Genomic DNA, 19,066 nt, shown 5'->3' with positions numbered 1-19,066 from the left:
GGGCGGTTACCGGCCGGGGTGCCCGTACGCGCCGTACGGATTGCCGTACGGACCGTGGCCGCCCGGGCCGTGCCCGTACACGGTGACGTGCGGGCGCGGGATCGGTACGGGCAGCCGGCCCGTTGCTAGGGCCGCGTGGGCCAGCGCCGGGCCCGCCACCGCGCGCCGCTGCCACAGGTGGTGCAGCAGTTCCTGCTCGCGGGCGGTGAAGTCCGGGCCGGCCGCGCCGCGGCGGGCCCGGTGCCGCAGGAAGGCCAGCGACGTCGCGAAGGCCTCGTACTCGGCGACCGCGCGTGCCGCGGCCGGTCCGCCGGTCCGGGCCGCCATGCCGCGGGCCACGCCGCGGGCCCGCATCGAGGAGAGCGCCGGTGGCTCGGCGGGGCCCAGCCAGCCGGCCGCCGCGTACGCGGGCAGCTCGTCGGCGACGGTCCGCAGTTCGCCCTGCCGGGTCCAGACCGCCAGCCAGGTCAGCAGCCCGAAGACGGGCACCATGAACGCCCCGTACACGAGGTAGAAGGCGTGCTCGCCGTAGGCCGAGGAGCCGTTCCAGAGGGCGTGCATCAGCATCGCGAGGCCGAGCCCCAGCAGCGGAAGAACGATCCTGCGCGGCCGGCGACCCTCGGCCGCCATCGCCGCGGCGCCGAAGCCGATGCCGGTGAGCACGGTGAACAGCGGGTGCGCGAAGGGCGACATGACGATACGGACGAAGAAGGTCGCCGCCGTCATCGAGGTGAGACCCGAGCCGCCGGTCTCCAGGTCCTCGCCGAACGCGTTGCCCAAATAGAGGATGTTCTCGGTGAAGGCGAAGCCCGTCGCGGTGAAGCCGGCTATGACCACCCCGTCGACGATCCCGGTGAAGTCCCGTCCGCGGAAGACGAAGACCAGTAGCACGGCGGCCGCCTTCGCGCTCTCCTCCACGACCGGAGCGATGACGGTGGCCCCGAGGTGGTCCGCGCCGGCCGGGTCCGCGGTGGCCATGGCGAGCCAGCGGGTGGCGAAGCTGTTCGCCACTATCGCGACGAGCGCGGCCGCGAAGGCACCCCACGCGAAGGCGAAGACCAGGTTTGTCCAGGGGCCCGGCTCGACCCGGTCCAGCCAGCGGAACGCGGCCAGCAGCAGTGGCACCGGCAGGACCGAGAGGCCGAGGCCGACCAGAAAGCCCTGGGTGCCGGTCTGTTCGCGTACGAGGGCGAGGATCAACAGGGCCGAGAGGGCGAGCAGGGTGGTCACCGCCGCCGCGCGGACCGTCCTGCCGCGCCAGAACGCGCGGCGCGGGCGGTAGCGCCAGTGCGCGCGCTCCGGAACGGCGTCGAACAGCGGCCGCCGTTCACAGGCCGGGACCGGGACGGGGTCCGCAGGAGAGGACATTCGCCGACCCTAACGAGGCGCAGCGGCACCTCGCGAGGACGTATCAGTTCTGCGTACGGCGGAACAGCAGATCGTGTACAACGTGCCCCTTGTCCAGCCCCTGGCCCTCGAAGCGGGTGAGGGGGCGGAACGCGGGGCGGGGCGCGTAGCCGCCGTCCGCCTGCGTGTTCTCGAAGCCGGGGTGGGCGCTGAGCACCTCGAGCATCTGCTCGGCGTACGGCTCCCAGTCGGTCGCGCAGTGCAGGACCGCGCCCGGCTTCATCCGGGTCGCCGCGAGCGAGAGGAACTCCGGCTGGATCAGCCGGCGCTTGTGGTGGCGCTTCTTGGGCCAGGGGTCCGGGAAGTACACCCGCAGCCCGTCGAGCGAGCGCGGCGGCAGCATCTCCCGCAGCAGGATGATCGCGTCGCCGTTGGCCACCCGGATGTTGGACAGTCCGTTCCGCTCCGCGAGACCGAGCAGGTTGCCCTGGCCGGGGGTGTGCACGTCGACGGCCAGAATTCCGGTGTCCGGGTCGTCGGCGGCCATCTGCGCGGTGGCCTCGCCCATGCCGAAGCCGATCTCCAGGACGACGGGCAGCCCGCCGAAGAGCTCGTCGAGATCCAGGACGTGCCGTCCGTCGATGTCGAGTCCCCACTGGCCCCACAGCCGCTGGAGCGCGTCCCCCTGGCTCGTGGTCACGCGGCTTCGCCGCGGCTGGAAGCTGCGGATCCGCCGCTCGTGGTGCGAGCCGGCGGGGTCGGGCGCGGGCCCGTCGGGGAAGCGGGGCACGCTCCGGTCGCGGAGGAGCCGGCCGGCCTGGGGGGTGGTGGCGTTAAGGGACTCAGACACAATGCCCCGATTCTACGGCGCCCCCACGACACGCCGTCCCGGCCGTCCCCGACGCCTGCCCCGTTGCCGACTGCCTGCGCCCCGGTGCCACGGGCCAGGCCGGGTCCCTTTCGGCCGTCCGTCCGCCCCGGTCCAGACCCCAGCCCCTTTCGGCCGTCCGTCCGCCCCGGTCCGGACCCCGGTGCCTTTCGGCCGTCCGTCCGCCCCGGTCCGGACCCCGGTGCCTTTCGGCCGTCCGTCCCGGTCCGGCTACCCCGGCCCGCCCGTGCGGCCTGCCGGTGCCCGACTGCCTCCGCCCCGCCCGCCCTCGCCGCCTCCAGCCCCGCCGCCCCCAGGCGCCCCCCCCGCCGCCCGCCCTACCCCATCGCCGCCAGGGCCCTTCGGGCCACCTCCCGGCCGATCGGCAGGGATGCCGTCGCCGCAGGGGAGGGGGCGTTCAGGACGTGGAGGGTTCTGGGGGCCTCCTGGATCAGGAAGTCGTCCGCCAGCGTGCCGTCGCGCAGGACCGCCTGGGCGCGGACGCCCGCCGGCGCGGGGTGCAGGTCCGGCTCCGTCACCTCCGGGAGCAGCCGGCGCACCGCCTCGGTGAACGCGCGCTTCGACAGCGAGCGGTGCAGCTCACCCGCGCCGTACCGCCAGTGCCGGCGCGCTATCCGCCACGACCCGGGCCAGGCCAGCGTGCCGGCCAGTTCGCGGGGGTGTACGGCCGACCAGTCGTACCCCTCGCGCGCCAGCGCCGGCACCGCGTTCGGCCCGAGGTGGACGCCGCCGTCGATGCCCCGGGTCAGGTGCACCCCGAGGAACGGGAAGGCCGGGTCCGGCACTGGGTAGACCAGGCCGCGCACCAGCTCGGGCCGGGCCAGTTCGTAGTACTCGCCGCGGAACGGGACGATCCGCACGGCCGGGTCGTCGCCCGCCAGCCGCGCGATCCGGTCGCAGTACAGCCCCGCGCAGTTGACCAGCGCGCGGGCGCGCAGCACCGCACCGTCCGCGGTCCGGACCGCGACGCCCGACGCGCGACGCCCGATCAGCGTGACCTCCGCGCCGTACCGCACGTCCGCGCCCGCCGCCGTCAGCAGGTCCGCGAGCTGGGCCGCCACCCGCCCGTAGTCGACGATCCCGGTCGTGCCGACCCGGATCGCCGCCAGGCCCCGGACATGCGGCTCGTACTCCGCGAGCTGGGCCGGGCCCAGCTCACGGACCGGAATCCCGTTCTCCCGGCCGCGCTGGACCAGGGCGTGCAGCCGGGGCAGCTCGGCCCGCTCGGTCGCGACGATGAGCTTGCCGGTGACCTCGTGCGGTATGTCGTGCTCGGCGCAGAACTTGACCATCTCGGCCGCGCCCTGGACGGCGAACCGAGCCTTCAGGGACCCCGGCCGGTAGTAGATTCCGCTGTGGATCACACCGCTGTTGCGCCCGGTCTGGTGCCGGGCGGGTCCCGGCTCCTTCTCCAGCACCGTCACCCGGGTGCCCGGCGCGAGGCGCGTGATCGCGTACGCCGTCGACAGGCCGACGATCCCGCCGCCGATCACGACCACGTCGCAGCCGTCGCTCATCGCTCCACCTCCCACCCCGATAGTGCACTGGCCCACTGACAATGCCCTCAAACCAGTACGGGAACCGGGCGAAAGATTCAGGCAGGCGCCACCAGGAGCGGGCGCGCCCGTTCCCGCAGCTCCGCGACGCGCGGCTCGTCGCCGTACGGCTCCAGCCGGTGCAGCAGATCCCGTACGTACTCCGTCGTACGCGCCGAGGAGATCCGCCCGGCGACCTCCACCGCCCGCGTGCCCGCCGCGCACGCCGCGTCCAGGTTTCCCGACTCCAGCTCGGCGACCGCGCTCACCACCAGCCGTAAGCCGTGCGAGCGGACGAATTCCTCCGTCGGCCGGGACAGCGCCTGCTCGGTGAAGCGGCGCACCTGCCGCGGCGCCTTCAGATCCCGGTAGCACTCGGCCGCGTCCGCCGCGAAGCGGTCGTACGAATAGAAGCCCAGCCAGGACGGATCGGCGTCGCCCTCCCGCGACCGCTCCAGCCAGCCCTCCGCGGCCTTCAGCGAGGTGCCCGCCGCCTGCGAGTCGCCGGCCTTGGCATGCGCCCGCGCCTCCACCAGCCGGAAGAAGCTCATGGTGCGCGCGGTGGCCAGGCCCCGGTTGCGCTCCAGCGCGGCCTGCGCGAGGTCGACCCCCTCGTCGGCGAAGTCCCGGTAGGTGGCCTGGAGGGACATCGACGCCAGGACGTACCCGCCCAGCGGCACGTCCGCCGCCGCGCGCGCGAGCCGCAGCGCCTGGATGTAGTACCGCTGCGCGGCCTCCTGCTGGCCGGTGTCGAAGGCCATCCAGCCGGCCAGCCGGGTCAGTTCGGCCGTCGCGCCGAAGAGCGCCCGGCCGACCTCGTCGGTGTACGAGCCGAGCAGCAGCGGCGCCGCGTCGACCCGCAGACACTCCGGGACCATCGACGAACGCCAGTCCCCGCCGCCGTACTTGGAGTCCCAGCGCCGCGCGTCCTCCGCGGCCTCGCGCAGCTTCGCCACATCGCTGTGGCCCACCCGCTGCGGCGACGCGTCGGATCCGGCCGCCGCCTCGCCGCCGGGCGGCCCGGACGGCACGCCCGGCGCCCCGCCCCCGCCCACGGCACCGCCGGCCCCCGGCGCCTCCCGGGCGACCGAGCTGTCGGCGGGCGTTATCAGCCATCGCGAGGCCGGCGTCGCGTACGCGGTGACGGCGAACGATCCGGCCAGCGACTGCCAGATGCCGCCGCTGCCGGCCCGGCGGCCCGCCAGATCCAGCCGGTACAGGTCGGTGGCCGAGCGCACCGCCGCCCCGACATCGCGCGGGAACGCCAAGCCCACCTCCGGCGCGGGATCGGCGTCGGCCAGGCCGATTTCGTGCAGCGGGACCGGCCGGCCCAGCTTGGCGCCGATCGCCGCCGCGATCAGATGCGGCGCGGCGCCCTGCGGCACCATTCCCTTGGAGACCCACCGGGCCACCGAGGTCTTGTCGTAACGCAGCGTCAGGCCACGCTGCGCGCCGAGGTCGTTGACTCGCCGCGCGAGTCCTGCGTTGCTGATACCCGCGAGGGCGAGGACGGTGCCGAGCTTCTCATTCGGCTCACGGAGCTCCCTGGACATGCGCCACACCCCTCGACACACAGACGGCCGCCGGGGCATAGGCACCCGGCATTCGTAAACCCAGCGTAGTTCGCCGCATCCCAAGCGTTAAGAGGCAATGGTCCGTATGGCGAGATTGTTGTTCGCTCGCGTGGGTGCGGCAGCGGCACCGTGCTCCCGGTGTGTGGCCGTGCGCCCGCCCGTGCGCTCTGGTCCGGCCGGAGCGGGAGCGCTTCCATGTGCGGTGCGTGGGTCGGCCCACTGCATGGGATCCAGTGGGCTGGGGGACACCGCCGTCTCAATCCCCGCGGGCGGCGGACCGGTCCGGGAGGCGAACAGCGCCTCCCGGACTGTGCGTCGGCCGTGCGTTCACCGGCCACACGCGAACGAACCAGAATGGCTGAATGCCGCCTATGGCGCGGATCGCCAAATACCGTCTCCCGGGGGCGCATTCGCGTGCTTACGCGCGCGCCCGAGCCCCTCCCGTACGCCATGGTCGTGGCAGCATGGTCCGAAACTACTTCGGTGCGTGCGGTGATGAAGTTGTCCACAGCCTGTGGAGGCGGCGATGCGGTGGTTGGTGGGGTGGAGCAGTATCGCCGCACGTTTCGGTACAGCTGGGGCGGTGGGGCCGGACGGGGCCGGCGGCGACTCCGAAGCCCGCACCGTGCACCCCGTCGGCTCCCAACTCCTGTGGGGCGACCCGGATCCGCTGTGGGCGGTGGGGGACTGGCGCCCGGACGAGATCCGTACCGTCACGGTCGACACCTTCACCCGGCTCGCCGTCCTCGGCTGCTGCGGGGCGAGTGACGAGGAGCTGCGGGTGGGCCTGTTCGCGGCCCGCGGCGGAGCCCTGCGCCACCTCACCAACTGGTCCGGCAGCTATACGGCCGTCGTCCAGGTCGGCCGCCGTATCACCGTCGTAGGCGATCTGGCAGGTGCGCGGCCGGTGTTCTACACCCCGTGGGCGAACGGCACCGCGTACGCCACCGCCGCCCTGCCGCTCGCCGACCTCATCGAAGCCCAGCTGGACATCGGCCACTTGGCGGCCCTGCTGGCCTGCCCCGACGTGCCGGAGGCGCTGCGCGACGGCACGCCGTACGCCGGCGTCCGGCGCATCCCGCCCGGCCACGCGCTTATCCTGCGCGAGGGCTCGCGCGAGATCACCGGGTACGAACCGGTCGCCTCGCTCGCCGTCGCCGCGCCCCAGGTCGAAGCCGCCCGCGCGGTCGACGGCGTGCGCGAAGCGCTGGTCGAGGCGGTACGGGCCAGACTCACCGCCCCCCGGCACGCGCCCGAGCCCCTGCCGTACGACCCCGGCCCGGTCCCGGGCATGGGCCCCGCCGATCGCCGCGCCGCCCGCGGCGGGCCGGCCCCCGGCATCGGCGCGGACCTGTCCGGCGGCAGCGCGTCCGGCACGCTGGCGCTGCTGGCCGCCGGGCTGCCCGGCGTACCGGGCACGATCCTCGGCCACGGCACGGGAGCGGGCGAGCGGCTGCTCGCCGTCACCTTCAACGACCTGGCGACGCGGGGCCGCGAAGCGGAGCTGGAGCGGGCCCGCGCGATCGCCGCCAACCCGCGGCTGCACCACGTCGTCGTCGCGGCCGCCGAGGAGGCGCTGCCGTACGCGGAGCTGGAAGGCCCGCTCACCGACGAGCCGGGCCCGTCCCTGATCACCGCGGAGCGGCACCGCCGCCGGCTCGCGGCGGGCAGCGCGGACCACTTCGTCGGCCACGGCGCCCGGCAGGTCCTGGACGCGCACCCGGCGCGGCTGGCGGACCTGCTGATGGACCGCCGCCGGCGCCATCTGCTGCGCCCGGTCGCCGCGCTCGCCAGGGCCGACGGCCCCTCGGCGCACTCCCTCTTCGTCCCGCTGACCGTCTACCGGGCGGCGCGGCGGCTGGCCCGTACGTCCTACCGCGCCGGGATCGAGGACGCCGCGACCCGCCTGCGCACCTACGACTTCGACGAGACGGCGGGGGTCGTCGACGCCTCCGTGGCCGCCCTCGCGTGGTCCCGGCCCGGCCCGGCGGCGCGCTGGCTGACCGGTGAGGCGCTGGCTGAAGTATCGGTTCGCCTGCACGCGTCGGCGACCCGCCCCGCCTCGGTCCTCCGGCCCGGCGAGGCCCGCGCCCGCGCCGCGCTGGCCCGGCACGCGGCCGACCACCGGGTCTTCGAGCAGGCCGCCGAGGTCCGCAGCCAGCGACTGCACGCGCCGTTCCTGGACAACCAGGTGGTACGGGCCGCGCGCGCCCTCCCGGAGGCGTTGCGGGTCCAGCCGGGCGCCCGCGCCGAGATCCTGCGCACGGTCCTGTCCGGCGCGGGGGTGCGCGATCTGCCGCCCGGCTGGGGCGCCACCTCCCAGGCCGCCTCGACGGCGGCCGTCCGCGCGGGCCTGCGCGCCGCGGTCGGCGACCTGATCGCGCTCTTCGACGCGCCGCTGCTGGCGGACGCGGGCCTCATCGAGGCGCGGGTCGTCCGCAAGGCGCTGCGCGCGGCGGCCGAGGGCGAGGCGGTCCCGCTGGACGGCATCGCGGAACTCGTCTCCACCGAGCTGTGGCTGCGCCGCCTGCTCGCCCGCCGGGGCACCTGCTGGACGGGCACGGCGGCCCCGCGCCAGCGGGCGGTGGCGGGCGGAGTCGTCCCGCGCCCGAGCCTGTGACACCTCGCCAATAACCCTTCCCCCGGCTGCCGTCAACCCGTAACGCGACGGGCTCCGCGGGACGCGGCTGCCCCGGGAGGGTGGGCCACCGAGGGCCTGACAGGCCGTAAGGCCGTTCAGGCCGAAGGAGGTCCGATGAGACGCTTGTGGGCGCTTGTGGCGATGGTCGCCGTGTCCCTGCTGACGCTGGGCAGTGCGCCCGCGTACGCCACCACCGAGGAAGCGACGGCCGCACGGCCCGACTTCCGGCTGCCCTTCGCCTGCGGCCAGGTCTGGCAGCTGCAGACGTACGCGGGCCACAACCCCGAGGACAAGAAGCTGGACATGTACCGGGTCGGCGGGCCGACGCTCGGCGGGCAGGTGGTCGCCTCGGCGCCCGGCCGCGTACACGAGTTCTTCGAGCCGGGCGGTCTGGAGATCGACCACGGCAACGGGTGGTTCACCGTCTACCTGCACATGGACCGCCGGGACGTCGTCCTCGGCCAGCAGGTCCAGGCCGGCGCGCCGCTCGGCCGGCTCGGGCTGGTCGGCACCAGTACGGCGCACCTGCACTATGAGCAGCTCTTCGACTCCAACGGCGACCACGACGGCGAGACCGACGAGATGGTGCACCCGGTCATCCAGGGCACCGAGTACCGGCTCTCCCCGAGCGGGCCGTTCCCCCGCGTCACCAGCACCAACGCCTGCGGTGGCGGCACCCCGGCCCCGCAGAAGTACTGGGTGGACACCTTCGCCGACGCCACCGGATACGCCTCGCCGCACTGCGTCGGGAAGAACACCCCGGAGTGCGCCCCCCAGGGCACGCTGCGCGCCGGTACCAACTACGTGTTCTGCAAGGTCAAGGGCGACCGGGTCGGCGACGGCAGCTCCTTCAACCACTACTGGCTGCGCACCGACCTCGACGTGGTGAATCCGGGCGGGAGCGGGCGGGCGTACGTCTCGGCGTACTACCTCCAGCGGTGGGGCAACGACGAGGCAAAGGACAACAGCGGCACGGTGATCCGCGACTGCGGGCCGGGCGAGTAGGGAGAACTACGGGGTGCAGGTGGGGATTTCGGGACGGTCCTTGGTGCGCACCCCCGGCAGCCAGGCGAGGGACTCCTCCGGCTCGGCACTCGGCGCCTGCGCCCCGTCCGCTCCCTTCTCCCTGCCCGACAGGCGGATCCGGAACCAGTGGGTGGACTTCTTCCCCACCTCGTCCGTGACCGGCTGGCCGGAGGGAAGGGAGCAGTCGGTGGTCAGGACGTCCCCGTGCCAGACCCGGGTCGGTACAACGTTGTCAATCGTGTACTGCACGAGCGGGTCCCTCGCCAGGCCCATGCTGCACTTCGGCTCGCGCGTCTTCGCGGCCGCGCACTGGGGCTCGACGTTGAACACCGTCACCTGCGCCCGCGGTCCCGCCGGCGGCTCGCTCCCGACCACGGAAGGCGGCGTGTCGGACCCGCCCGGCCACCACCCCGCGGCGGAGCCGAACTGCCACCACGCGGCGGCGCCGAGGCAGCCGACCACGCCGGTCGTGGCCAGCCCGGCAGCCCAGCGGTGACGCCGGGACCGGCGCGGCCGGGGGACCGGCCGCTGCAGGGTCTCCTGCCCGGCGGCGCGGATCCGCTCCAGCAGCGACTGCGCCGAGTGCTCCGCGCGGGCCTCATGGGTCGGGGCAAGGCAGTCCGCCACCATCTCCCGCCAGGCCGACGGCAGTTCCGCGGGCATGCGCAGCGGCGCCCGGCCGCTCGCGTACTCCTGTACGGCGGCGCCCCGGCTGGTGGGAGTGGCCCCGGGGAAGGGCGACGATCCCCCCGTGAAGAGCTGGTGGATCATGATGCCCAGCGCCCAGATGTCGGCCGTGGGCCGTACGAGTACGCCCCGTTCACCGAGTGGCGCGTTCCAGCGCTCGGGCGGCAGGTAGTCGGGCGAGCCGAGCGGGGGCATGTAGCCGTGCGTCCCGCGCGTACCGTCGAGCTCGCTGGTGAGGCCGAAGTCCGACAGCCGGGCGGAACCGTCCGCCATGATCAGTACGTTGTCCGGCTTGAGGTCGCCGTGCACCCAGCCCAGGCCGTGCAGATGGGCCAGCCCCTCGCAGACCTCGGCGAGCAGCCGCGGCGCCTCCTCCGGCGGCCGGCCGTCGGCCGCGTGCAGCAGGTCCTGGAGACTGCCGGCAGCCCGCTCCATCACCAGTACCACGGCGCCGTCCAGCGCGCCGCCGTCCGGGTCGCTGACCACGGCCGAGTCCAGCAGCCGGATGAGCCGGGGGTGGTCGGCCCGGCGGCCGAAGTCGACCTCCCGGCGGGCGGTCTCGACGATCTGGCGTGCCTGCCAGGGGGCGAGACCGGCGGTGGGCAGGAACTTCAGGGCGACCTCGGGCTCGCTGTCCCGGCCGCTGTCGGGACCGCCGTCCCCGCCGCCGTCCGGTACGCGGGCGTCGGGCGCGCGGCGGCCCTTGAAGACGCTTCCCCAACCGCCGGTGGCGATCGGTTCGGTGACCTCCCAGTCGCCGACCCGGTAGCCGCCGGGCACGTGCAGCCCCCGCCCGCCGGGCGCGAAACGGCCGGTGGCGCCGTCGCCGCCGGGACCGTCGATGCCATCGGTGTGCTCCGGGCCGTACTCCTCGGGTCCGTACTCCTCGGGTCCGGGCGTCCCGGTCATGAGACGGCCCCGGCCGATGCACCCGGCGCGCGGGGCGGCAGCAGCTTCAGGTGCTCCTCCCGGACCAGCCCGAACCGCAGCGCCACCGCGACGACCGCCTCACGCTTGCCGTGCAGCCGCGTGCCCTGCTCAGGTTCGTGGACCCGGAGCTTCTCGGCGGCCAGGTAGTCGATGTGCGAACTGACCGCGCGCGCGGTCAGCCGCGCGAAGCCCGCGTGGTTGCGCAGCCGGTCCACCACCTGCGGTGTGGTCGGCACCGCGACGGCCGACTCGTCCCGCAGCCGGGGTTCGCACAGCGCGACCAGCACCAGGAAGTAGGTGGACGTCTCGTCGAGGGAGAACGCGGTGAGAGTCCTGGTGCCCCACGGGCTCTGCGGACCGTCCCCGTCCACATAGACGTGGTCGGGAGCGAAGACCTGGAAGCTCACGCCCGCGCCGCGCGTCGGCAGCACGACCCGCGCGAACTCGAAGGGAATGGGAGCCCCGGAACGGCGCGGCGGGATCCTCAGATACTCGCCGGCGCCTTCCGGGTTCTCCACCAGGTAGCTGTGGGTGGTGCTGTAGTTGCTGAGTTGCCAGTGGTCCTCGGTGACACGGATTTCCCCGGCCAGCCGTGAGACGGATGGATCCGAAAGCCGCAATTCCACCGGCCGTTCCGGCGACCCCCTGCCGAATCGTGCGCTTTCGCCCGGGCCGAGTCGAAGAGTGACCGGTTCGTCCCCCTCCGAGGGCGGCACATGTACAAGTACACCGCTCATGTCGTGTTCCCCCACGCATTTGTGCACCCCGTCGTCGCCCGCCTCATGGTCAAAGAGCACGGACGACGGCTACGAGGGCGAATTTTACATGGAGTTCGGCTTGAGCGAGGCCCTGGGAATCGGACCGGGAAGGCGCGATGCGCTAGAGGTTCATGCCCGGCATTCGGTGGTTACACCACCTGTTTCGTCACCCTTCAGAAAGATGCCGCTGACATAGCCGACGCCCCCGGCATTGAGGCGCAGTTCGACCCACTTGTCGCTGGTGTATCCGTCGGACGAAACCAGTTGGCCACGCTTCCAGCAATTCGCCGGGTAGGTCTGGTTCGGGTAGACCTTGCTCACCGGGTCACAGTCGGTCGAGGCACAGGAGCGCACATTCGCCTCCGTCCAGGCCGTCACGGACCGCGAGCCGCCGCCGGCCGGCTGGAACGTCACATCCACCCAGTCGTTGTCGGTCATGCCGAGCCCGTCCCAGAACGTCCCGTCCGCCACGTCGATGCCCGCGGGGTTGGCGACCCGGCGGCCGAACTCGTCCCGCCCGCCGTTGTACCCGTTCTGGTACGCGGCCTGCGCCTCGGGCGTGCCCTGCGGCAGGTCCCGCCACATCTCGCGCTGCGACGACGGGTTCCAGTAGTCGTCCTTGGTGTTCCACGGGCCTACGTCCCACACCGGGGCGGTCTCGCAGCGGCCGCGGTAGCAGAGCCGGGCCTGGTACTCGTACCCTCCCTTGGACGCCAGCATCCGGCGGGACGGCAGGGCGACGAAGTGGTCGCGCTCCCGTATGACATGGCCGTTGGCGGTCGTGCCGCCGACCAGTCCCTCACGGGTGGCGAAGAGACGGTACGTCGGCCCGTCCGCGACCACGCTCCGCCGCGCGGACGGAGCCGGCTGGTCGCGGGCGGCCCTCAGCACCAGCCCGGAGACGGTGGGCGCCTGCCCGCCGGGCACCCCCAGCAGCGTCAGCCGGACCTGCACCACCGACACCGGCTGCGCCAGCCGGACCCGCCCCGCGGCGTCCGCCTCGCTCCACTGCGTCCACGTGTCCCGGTGGTTCGCGCCGCGGACCTCGACCAGGAGCCGGCCGGCGGGCGGCACGGTCGCCTCCGCCGTGACCGTGAACGCGGCGGCCTGGCGTCCCAGGCTCTGCGCCGGGGTCGTGTAGTCGGCGAAGGCATTCCCGGGAGCGGAACGCGTGCGGAATTTGCGGTCCTTGACCGATATGGAACCCGCGTTGCGCGCGATATTGGCTTGATCCGCTTTCCGGCTGACCAGATCGAGCCGCCAGCTGGTCCGGATTTCGCCGGCCGCGTCGAACGGAACCTCGGCAGAGGGGCCTGTGGCGGAATCCCTACCGGAATCGGTGCGCGTTTCGGCCGCGGCCGAAGGTGCCAGGAGACCTGCTCCCACCACGAGGACGCTCAGCATCCGCAGGAGCGGCCATCGCCGTGCGCGGCGGCGTACGGGTACTTCGTTCACGGAGAACCCCTCAACTCGGCTGAAAGAAGCGGCGGGACCGCGGTGAGACAGCGGTGCGACAACGGGGAGTGGTGCCCGGCCTTCCTAATCCCGGCGCCCGGCCCATGTCATTCCGGAAGTTTCCGGATGCCGTTCACCCGCGCCCCGCCGATACGTTCCGGACACCGGCCGAGCCACGACGGCGACCGACCGCCGGTAACGAACTCCCGGCCCGGAAAAGGGAACCGGTAGAAGAGGGAGGAACCTCTCGTGCGCACACGTCCGCTCGGTCCCGTCCTGCGCGCCGGTCTGCCGGCCGCCGCCGCAGTGCTGTTGCCGCTCGCGGCGGCCGCTCCCGGCCACGCCGCCGCCCCACGAACCCCCGCCGCCCCGCAGGCCGCCTCCGCTGCCGCCGCCGCGTACGCCGGCGCCTGTCCGGCCGCCGGACAGATCTCGCAGTGGTACCACGCGGGCCACGACGGTGTGGACATCGCCAACAACCGCGGCACCCCGATCTACGCCGTCGGCCCCGGACGCGTCATCAACTCCGGCCCGGCACAGGGCTACGGGCAGTGGATCCGGATCCAGCACCCGGACGGCACGGTCAGCGAGTACGGCCACATGTACCACCGGGACGTCGCCGTCGGCGCGGACGTCGCCGCCGGCCAGCGCATCGCGCTCATGGGCAGCGAGGGCGACTCCACCGGCAACCACCTGCACCTGCGGATCCGGCCCAACTCCTCCACGTCGGTACGCGGTATCGACCCGGTCCCCTACCTGCGTGACCGCGGTGTCGGCTTGCCCTGCACCCCGGGCGGCGGTGGCGGTGTCACCACGGTGACGGCGTGGGCCGAGGCCAACGTACGCACCTGCGCGTCGACCGGCTGCGACCCGGTGAGCAAGGTCTACCCGAACCAGACCTACCCGGCGAACTGCTGGAAGCGCGGCGAAGTCGTCAACGACTCGGGCTACAGCAATGACAAGTGGGTCGAACTCCGCCTGAACGCCGGTGGCGTGGGCTACGTCAGCGCGATCTACCTCAAGGGCAACGAGACGGGCAACGTGCCCAACGAGTGCCGGTAGGCGTCCGCATGCGCAGAAAGGACGTACCTCTGACGCTCGCGGCAGCAGCGGGGCTGCTGCTCGTCACCGCCTGCTCGGCGGACCCTCCGGCCGGCCGGCCCGCCGACCCGGCCAAGTCGGTGGCCGGTGAGCTGCGTACCGAGCTGACCGACACCGAGAAGGAACTCCTCGGCACGGCCGAGCAGCGGCTGATCGCGGCCTGCATGAAGGACAAGGGCTTCCGCTACACGCTCGACCCCGCCCCGGCCGAGGCCCGCAGCGAGATGCCCGACCGGCCCTTCGGCCTCGACGACGTGGCCTGGGCGCGCGCCCACGGCTACGGACTGGCCGAGACGGCGGGCACGGGTGACCGCGCCGGCGGCAAGGCGCGGGCAGAGACCGGACCGCAGGCCCGGTACCTGGCCGCGCTGACCCCGCAGCGCAGAACCGAGTTCACCCGAGCGCTGGACGGGACCGACCGCGGTTCGATCGTCGTCGACGTACCCGGCCGTGGGCAGGTCTTCACCAGCGCCGACGGCTGCCAGGCCGATGCCCGGCGGCAGCTGTACGGCGATCTGCGCCGGTGGACCGAGGCCAAGGCGATCATCGTCAACCTGGAGTACATCACCTGGGACCAGGTGGTCGCCAAGCCGGAGTACACCAAGGCGCTCGCCAACTGGCGCACCTGCATGAGCGACCGGGGCCTCCCCTACCGGAGCTCGTCCGAGGCCATCGAAGCGGTGGCCGCCCAGCGCCGCTCGGAGTCCCCGGGCGCCGCGCGTACGCGGGAGGTACGGGTCGCGGTGGCCGACGCCGAGTGCAACCGGCGGGAAACCCTGGCCCGTACGGGGACCCGGATCCAGCGCGAGCAGGTCGAGGCGGCCGCGAGCAAGCGGTTCGCCCGGCAGGCCCGTCACTTCACCGACGCGGTCGCCGGGGCACTCGCCAAGGCCGAGTCCCTCACCCGGCCCGCCTAGGGCCTGTCCGGCGGGCCACCCACCGAAAACGTCGTGCCCGCTCCACGCGGGCACGGGCCTCCGGTGCTCTTGCGGAGGCAGTCACCCCATCAGCAGTCACCTACCGAAGGACCACCTATGCGCAAGTCGATGCGTGCCGTTCTCGGGCTGGCTCTCGCCGCCTCCGTCCTCCCCTTCGCCGCCGCGACCGCTCACGCCGACGGCACGAACCCCACCTACAGCCAGCGCAACCCGGGCAACTGCGACGCGGGCTACCTCTGTGTCTACAAGGGGATCAACTACGACCAGGCCGGCTGGGGCATCGCCAAGTTCAAGTACGACAACCCCATCTGGTCGGACACCGCCAACCGGTTCATCGCCCACGAGGACTCCTCGTGGTTCAACAACGGCACCGGGACCTCCTACACCTCCGTCGTCGTCTACCACGACAACGGATACGGCGGTAAGTCCTTCTGCCTGGACAAGGGCTGGGGCAACACCTGGGACAGCGTCGCCAACGACCAGGGCGAGGCGAACCGCTGGGTCAACCACAGCTGCTGAGCCTTCCGGGGGCGGCGCGCCGGCCTGGTCCGCCGCCCCCGCCGCCCCGGCGTGCCTCCGGGCCGCGGGCCCGACGAGCCGTACCGCCGCAGCCGGCGGTAACGTCCCCGCATGGCAGCCTTCGATCCCTGGTCACCCCGGTTCGTGGCCGATCCCTACCCCGCGTACGCCGAGCTGCGCGCCCGCGGCCGGGCGCACCGCTTCGCGCCCACCGGCCAGTGGCTGATCCCGCACTACGCCGACGTCAGTGCCCTGCTGCGCGACCGCCGGCTCGGCCGGACGTACCTGCACCGCTTCACGCACGAGGAGTTCGGGCGTACGCCCCCGCCCGCCGCGCACGAGCCGTTCCACGTCCTCAACGGCAACGGGCTGCTGGACCTGGAGCCCCCGGACCACACCCGCATCCGGCGGCTGGTGTCGAAGGCGTTCACCCCGCGTACGGTCGAGCGGCTCGCCCCCACCGTCCAGCGGCTGGCCGCCGAGCTGGTCGGGAACCTCGTCGCCGACGGCGGCGGCGACCTCGTCGAGGCCGTCGCCGAGCCGCTGCCCGTCGCCGTGATCGCCGAGATGCTCGGCATCCCCGAGTCCGACCGCCCCCTGCTGCGCCCCTGGTCGGCGGACATCGTGGGCATGTTCGAGCTGAACCCCACCGAGGAGGCCGCGGCCCGTGCCGTCCGCGCGTCCGTCGAGTTCTCCGCGTACCTGCGCGAGCTGATCGCCGTACGCCGCAAGGCGCCCGGCGACGACCTGGTCTCGGCGCTGATCTCCGCGCACGACGAGGGCGACCGGCTCAGCGAGCAGGAGATGGTCTCCACCTGCGTCCTGCTGCTGAACGCGGGCCACGAGGCGACCGTGAACACCACGGCCAACGGCTGGTGGACCCTGTTCCGCCACCCCGACCAGCTCGCCGCCCTGCGCGCCGCGCCGGACGCGCTGTTGTCCACAGCTGTGGAGGAGCTGATGCGCTTCGACACCCCGCTGCAGATGTTCGGGCGCTGGGTGCTGGACGACATCGAGGTGGGCGGGACGGTGATCCCGCGCGGCTCCGAGGTCGCGCTGCTCTTCGGCTCGGCCAACCGCGACCCCGCCCGGTTCGCGCACCCGGACACCCTCGATCTGGCCCGTACGGACAATCCGCACATCACCTTCGGCGCGGGTATCCACTTCTGCCTCGGCGCTCCGCTCGCCCGCCTGGAGCTGGCCGCGTCCTTCGGTACGTTGCTGCGCGAGGCGCCGGGGCTGCGGCCGGCCGCCGAGCCGGAGTGGCAGCCGGGCTATGTGATCCGCGGGCTCAGGGAGCTGCTGGTCGAGGTCTGACGGCCGCGGTGCCGAGCTCGGTCAGCCCGGAACGGTCAGCGACCAGGCCCCCGGCCGTACCGTCCACGTCCGCGTGCGGACCGGCCCGGCCACCGCCGTGTCCGCCCGGTAGCGGAAATCGGCCCCGGAGACCGTCACGGTCAGCGCCTGCGCCAGGACCGGATCGGCCTCGGGCGGGCGTACGACCACCTCGGCCAGGCCGGCCCGGGAGCACAGCGACACATCCTCGACCGGCTGGTCCAGGTCGCTCAGCAGCACTCCGTCCGCCTCCACGCGCAGCCGGTGCGTACCGGCGGGCTGCCCGGGGGCGGGCGGCGCAGGCCGCACCAGGGTCCGTACCAGTGACCGGCAGGCCTGCCACACCGACACCGGCCCGGCCGGCGCGGACCGCGCCGTGAGCGCCGGGATGCGCAGGCCGCCGAGCACCACGCCGTCGCTGTCGTCCACCAGCAGGTCCAGGCGCCGTTCCGCGCCGTCCAGCACGGCGCGGGCGGCGGCGACCGTACTCGTCGGGACGCCTAGGGAACGGGCCAGCGCGAGCGCGGAGGCGGCTCCCACCGGCACCAGGGACAGCGCGCCGCAGTCCAGCTCGCGTTCCCGGTGCAGCAGGGAGACCGTCCGTGCGAGGGTCCGGTCGTCACCGACGATCACGGGCCGGCGACTGCCCCGGCGGGCGAGTGCCCGCGCGAATTCCTCGGGTCCGTCGGGGAGGCAGACCTTCGCGGACGCGCCCGCGCACAGGACGTCTTTCGCGATCCGTACGGACTCGCCGTCGAGGCGGCGCGCGACCGGGTCGACGAGCACCAGCAGGGGGTCGAGAGGTCCTGCGTGGCTGATGGTGGGCTCTGGGGCCGACACCTCGGTCCTTCCTCGGGTAGCATCTTTGTGCAAGAGCCCCTTGCGCTATTGCGCCAGGGGCTTGGTCTATTCCGGGGTACCGGTCCGACGGCTCAGTTCTGCGGTGTACATCGTCGTACGCCCCCTGACCTTGGACATGCCCCGCCCGGAAGGGGTGTACGCCTGTGCCCGCACTTGTGCTGCTCGGTGCTCAGTGGGGTGACGAGGGCAAGGGAAAGGCCACCGACCTCCTCGGTGGATCTGTGGATTATGTGGTGCGCTACCAGGGCGGTAACAACGCCGGCCACACGGTCGTCGTCGGCGACCAGAAGTATGCGCTCCATCTCCTCCCTTCCGGAATCCTCACGCCGGAATGCACTCCGGTGATCGGCAACGGAGTCGTCGTCGACCCGGCCGTCCTGCTCTCCGAGCTGAGCGGGCTGAACGAGCGAGGCGTGGACACGTCCAAGCTCCTGATCAGCGGTAACGCTCACTTGATCACGCCGTATCACACGACGGTCGACAAGGTGACGGAGCGGTTCCTCGGCTCGCGGAAGATCGGTACGACCGGCCGCGGCATCGGCCCGACGTACGCCGACAAGATCAACCGTGTCGGCATCCGGGTCCAGGACCTCTACGACGAGTCGATCCTGACCCAGAAGGTCGAGGCGGCTCTCGACTTCAAGAACCAGATCCTGGCGAAGCTCTACAACCGCCGCGCGATCGAGTCCTCGAAGATCGTCGAGGAGCTGCTGGGCTTCGCCGACCAGCTGAAGCCGTACGTCGCGGACACCACCCTGATCCTGAACAACGCCATCGACGAGGGCAAGGTCGTCCTCTTCGAGGGCGGCCAGGGCACGCTGCTCGACGTCGACCACGGCACGTACCCCTTCGTGACCTCCTCGAACCCGACCGCCGGCGGCGCGTGCACGGGCGCGGGCGTGGGCCCGACGAAGATCAGCCGGGTCATCGGCATCCTGAAGGCCTACACCACCCGCGTAGGCGCAGGACCCTTCCCGACGGAACTCTTCGACGACGACGGCGAGGCGCTGCGCCGCATCGGCCACGAGCGCGGTGTGACCACCGGCCGCGACCGCCGCTGCGGCTGGTTCGACGCGGTGATCGCGCGGTACGCGACCCGGGTCAACGGCCTGACCGACTTCTTCCTCACCAAGCTGGACGTGCTGACCGGCTGGGAGCAGATCCCGGTCTGTGTGGCGTACGAGATCGACGGCAAGCGCGTCGAGGAGCTCCCGTACAGCCAGTCCGACTTCCACCACGCGAAGCCGGTGTACGAGTACCTGCCGGGCTGGACCGAGGACATCAGCAAGGCGAAGACCTTCGCGGACCTGCCGAAGAACGCGCAGGCGTACGTGAAGGCGCTGGAGGAGATGTCGGGAGCGCCGATCTCGGCGATCGGCGTGGGCCCGGGCCGCACGGAGACGATCGAGATCAACTCGTTCATCTAGCAGGGCGCAAAGAGCGGGAGGCCGTGGGGCACACGCACCACGG

The 19,066-nt window shown here is 73.0% G+C and carries 15 protein-coding genes; 7 read left to right on the top strand and 8 right to left on the bottom strand.

Going from position 1 to position 19,066, the window contains the following annotated elements; translation table 11 throughout:
- Positions 1-6: 6 nt before the first annotated feature.
- The 4 genes from ACWV17_RS19415 to ACWV17_RS19400 form a co-directional block, all read right to left on the bottom strand.
- Positions 7-1,368: a PrsW family intramembrane metalloprotease gene (locus tag ACWV17_RS19415; protein WP_455360733.1), complete on the bottom strand. Its 1,362-nt coding sequence runs from the start codon at positions 1,366-1,368 to the stop codon at positions 7-9.
- A 43-nt stretch (positions 1,369-1,411) separates the two neighbouring features.
- Entirely contained in the window at positions 1,412-2,197 is a 786-nt protein-coding gene (trmB, locus tag ACWV17_RS19410) for a tRNA (guanosine(46)-N7)-methyltransferase TrmB (RefSeq protein WP_455360732.1), read from the bottom strand.
- Between the two features lie 356 nt (positions 2,198-2,553).
- Entirely contained in the window at positions 2,554-3,753 is a 1,200-nt protein-coding gene (lhgO, locus tag ACWV17_RS19405) for an L-2-hydroxyglutarate oxidase (RefSeq protein ID WP_455360731.1), read from the bottom strand.
- A 77-nt stretch (positions 3,754-3,830) separates the two neighbouring features.
- Complete coding sequence (locus tag ACWV17_RS19400) at positions 3,831-5,324, bottom strand: MFS transporter (protein WP_455360730.1); 1,494 nt, start codon at positions 5,322-5,324, stop codon at positions 3,831-3,833.
- Positions 5,325-5,871: 547 nt separating this feature from the next.
- Between ACWV17_RS19400 and ACWV17_RS19395 the strand changes: the two genes are divergently transcribed.
- Entirely contained in the window at positions 5,872-7,965 is a 2,094-nt protein-coding gene (locus ACWV17_RS19395; RefSeq protein WP_455353151.1) for an asparagine synthase-related protein, read from the top strand.
- 135 nt (positions 7,966-8,100) lie between these two features.
- Positions 8,101-8,991, top strand: coding sequence for a M23 family metallopeptidase (locus ACWV17_RS19390; protein ID WP_455360729.1), 891 nt, complete (start codon positions 8,101-8,103; stop codon positions 8,989-8,991).
- A gap of 6 nt (positions 8,992-8,997) precedes the next feature.
- Here the strand turns inward: ACWV17_RS19390 and ACWV17_RS19385 are convergent, their stop codons facing one another.
- From ACWV17_RS19385 to ACWV17_RS19375, 3 genes are all read right to left on the bottom strand, one after another.
- Positions 8,998-10,608, bottom strand: coding sequence for a serine/threonine-protein kinase (locus tag ACWV17_RS19385; RefSeq protein ID WP_455360728.1), 1,611 nt, complete (start codon positions 10,606-10,608; stop codon positions 8,998-9,000).
- A complete protein-coding gene (locus tag ACWV17_RS19380) occupies positions 10,605-11,366 on the bottom strand; it encodes a serine/threonine protein kinase (protein WP_455353154.1) in 762 nt (253 codons plus the stop codon). The genes ACWV17_RS19385 and ACWV17_RS19380 overlap by 4 nt, the downstream gene beginning before the upstream one ends.
- A 150-nt stretch (positions 11,367-11,516) precedes the next feature.
- Positions 11,517-12,842 (bottom strand): SH3 domain-containing protein, encoded by a 1,326-nt coding sequence (locus ACWV17_RS19375; RefSeq protein WP_455360727.1) that lies wholly within the window; start codon positions 12,840-12,842, stop codon positions 11,517-11,519.
- A 249-nt stretch (positions 12,843-13,091) separates the two neighbouring features.
- Between ACWV17_RS19375 and ACWV17_RS19370 the strand changes: the two genes are divergently transcribed.
- The 4 genes from ACWV17_RS19370 (at position 13,092) to ACWV17_RS19355 (ending at position 16,717) form a co-directional block, all read left to right on the top strand.
- Complete coding sequence (locus tag ACWV17_RS19370) at positions 13,092-13,904, top strand: peptidoglycan DD-metalloendopeptidase family protein (RefSeq protein ID WP_455360726.1); 813 nt, start codon at positions 13,092-13,094, stop codon at positions 13,902-13,904.
- 8 nt (positions 13,905-13,912) lie between these two features.
- The gene (locus ACWV17_RS19365; RefSeq protein ID WP_455360725.1) at positions 13,913-14,860 is read left to right on the top strand and encodes a hypothetical protein; all 948 of its coding nucleotides are present in this window, start codon (positions 13,913-13,915) and stop codon (positions 14,858-14,860) included.
- Between the two features lie 117 nt (positions 14,861-14,977).
- Positions 14,978-15,400, top strand: coding sequence for a peptidase inhibitor family I36 protein (locus tag ACWV17_RS19360; RefSeq protein WP_455360724.1), 423 nt, complete (start codon positions 14,978-14,980; stop codon positions 15,398-15,400).
- Positions 15,401-15,511: 111 nt separating this feature from the next.
- Positions 15,512-16,717 carry a cytochrome P450 gene (locus ACWV17_RS19355; protein ID WP_455360723.1) on the top strand — a complete coding sequence of 402 codons (1,206 nt, stop codon included), beginning with the start codon at positions 15,512-15,514 and terminating at the stop codon, positions 16,715-16,717.
- A gap of 21 nt (positions 16,718-16,738) precedes the next feature.
- On the opposite strand, the gene ACWV17_RS19350 is transcribed toward ACWV17_RS19355, so the two are convergent.
- Complete coding sequence (locus ACWV17_RS19350) at positions 16,739-17,575, bottom strand: diacylglycerol kinase (protein ID WP_455357503.1); 837 nt, start codon at positions 17,573-17,575, stop codon at positions 16,739-16,741.
- Between the two features lie 164 nt (positions 17,576-17,739).
- Here ACWV17_RS19350 and ACWV17_RS19345 point away from each other — a divergent pair, with 164 nt between their 5' ends.
- Complete coding sequence (locus ACWV17_RS19345; RefSeq protein WP_455357502.1) at positions 17,740-19,023, top strand: adenylosuccinate synthase; 1,284 nt, start codon at positions 17,740-17,742, stop codon at positions 19,021-19,023.
- The last annotated feature ends 43 nt before the right edge of the window (positions 19,024-19,066 follow it).

It is taken from the genome of Streptomyces mabaensis, assembly GCF_053763515.1.
This window is presented reverse-complemented; position numbering and strand designations above follow the sequence as displayed.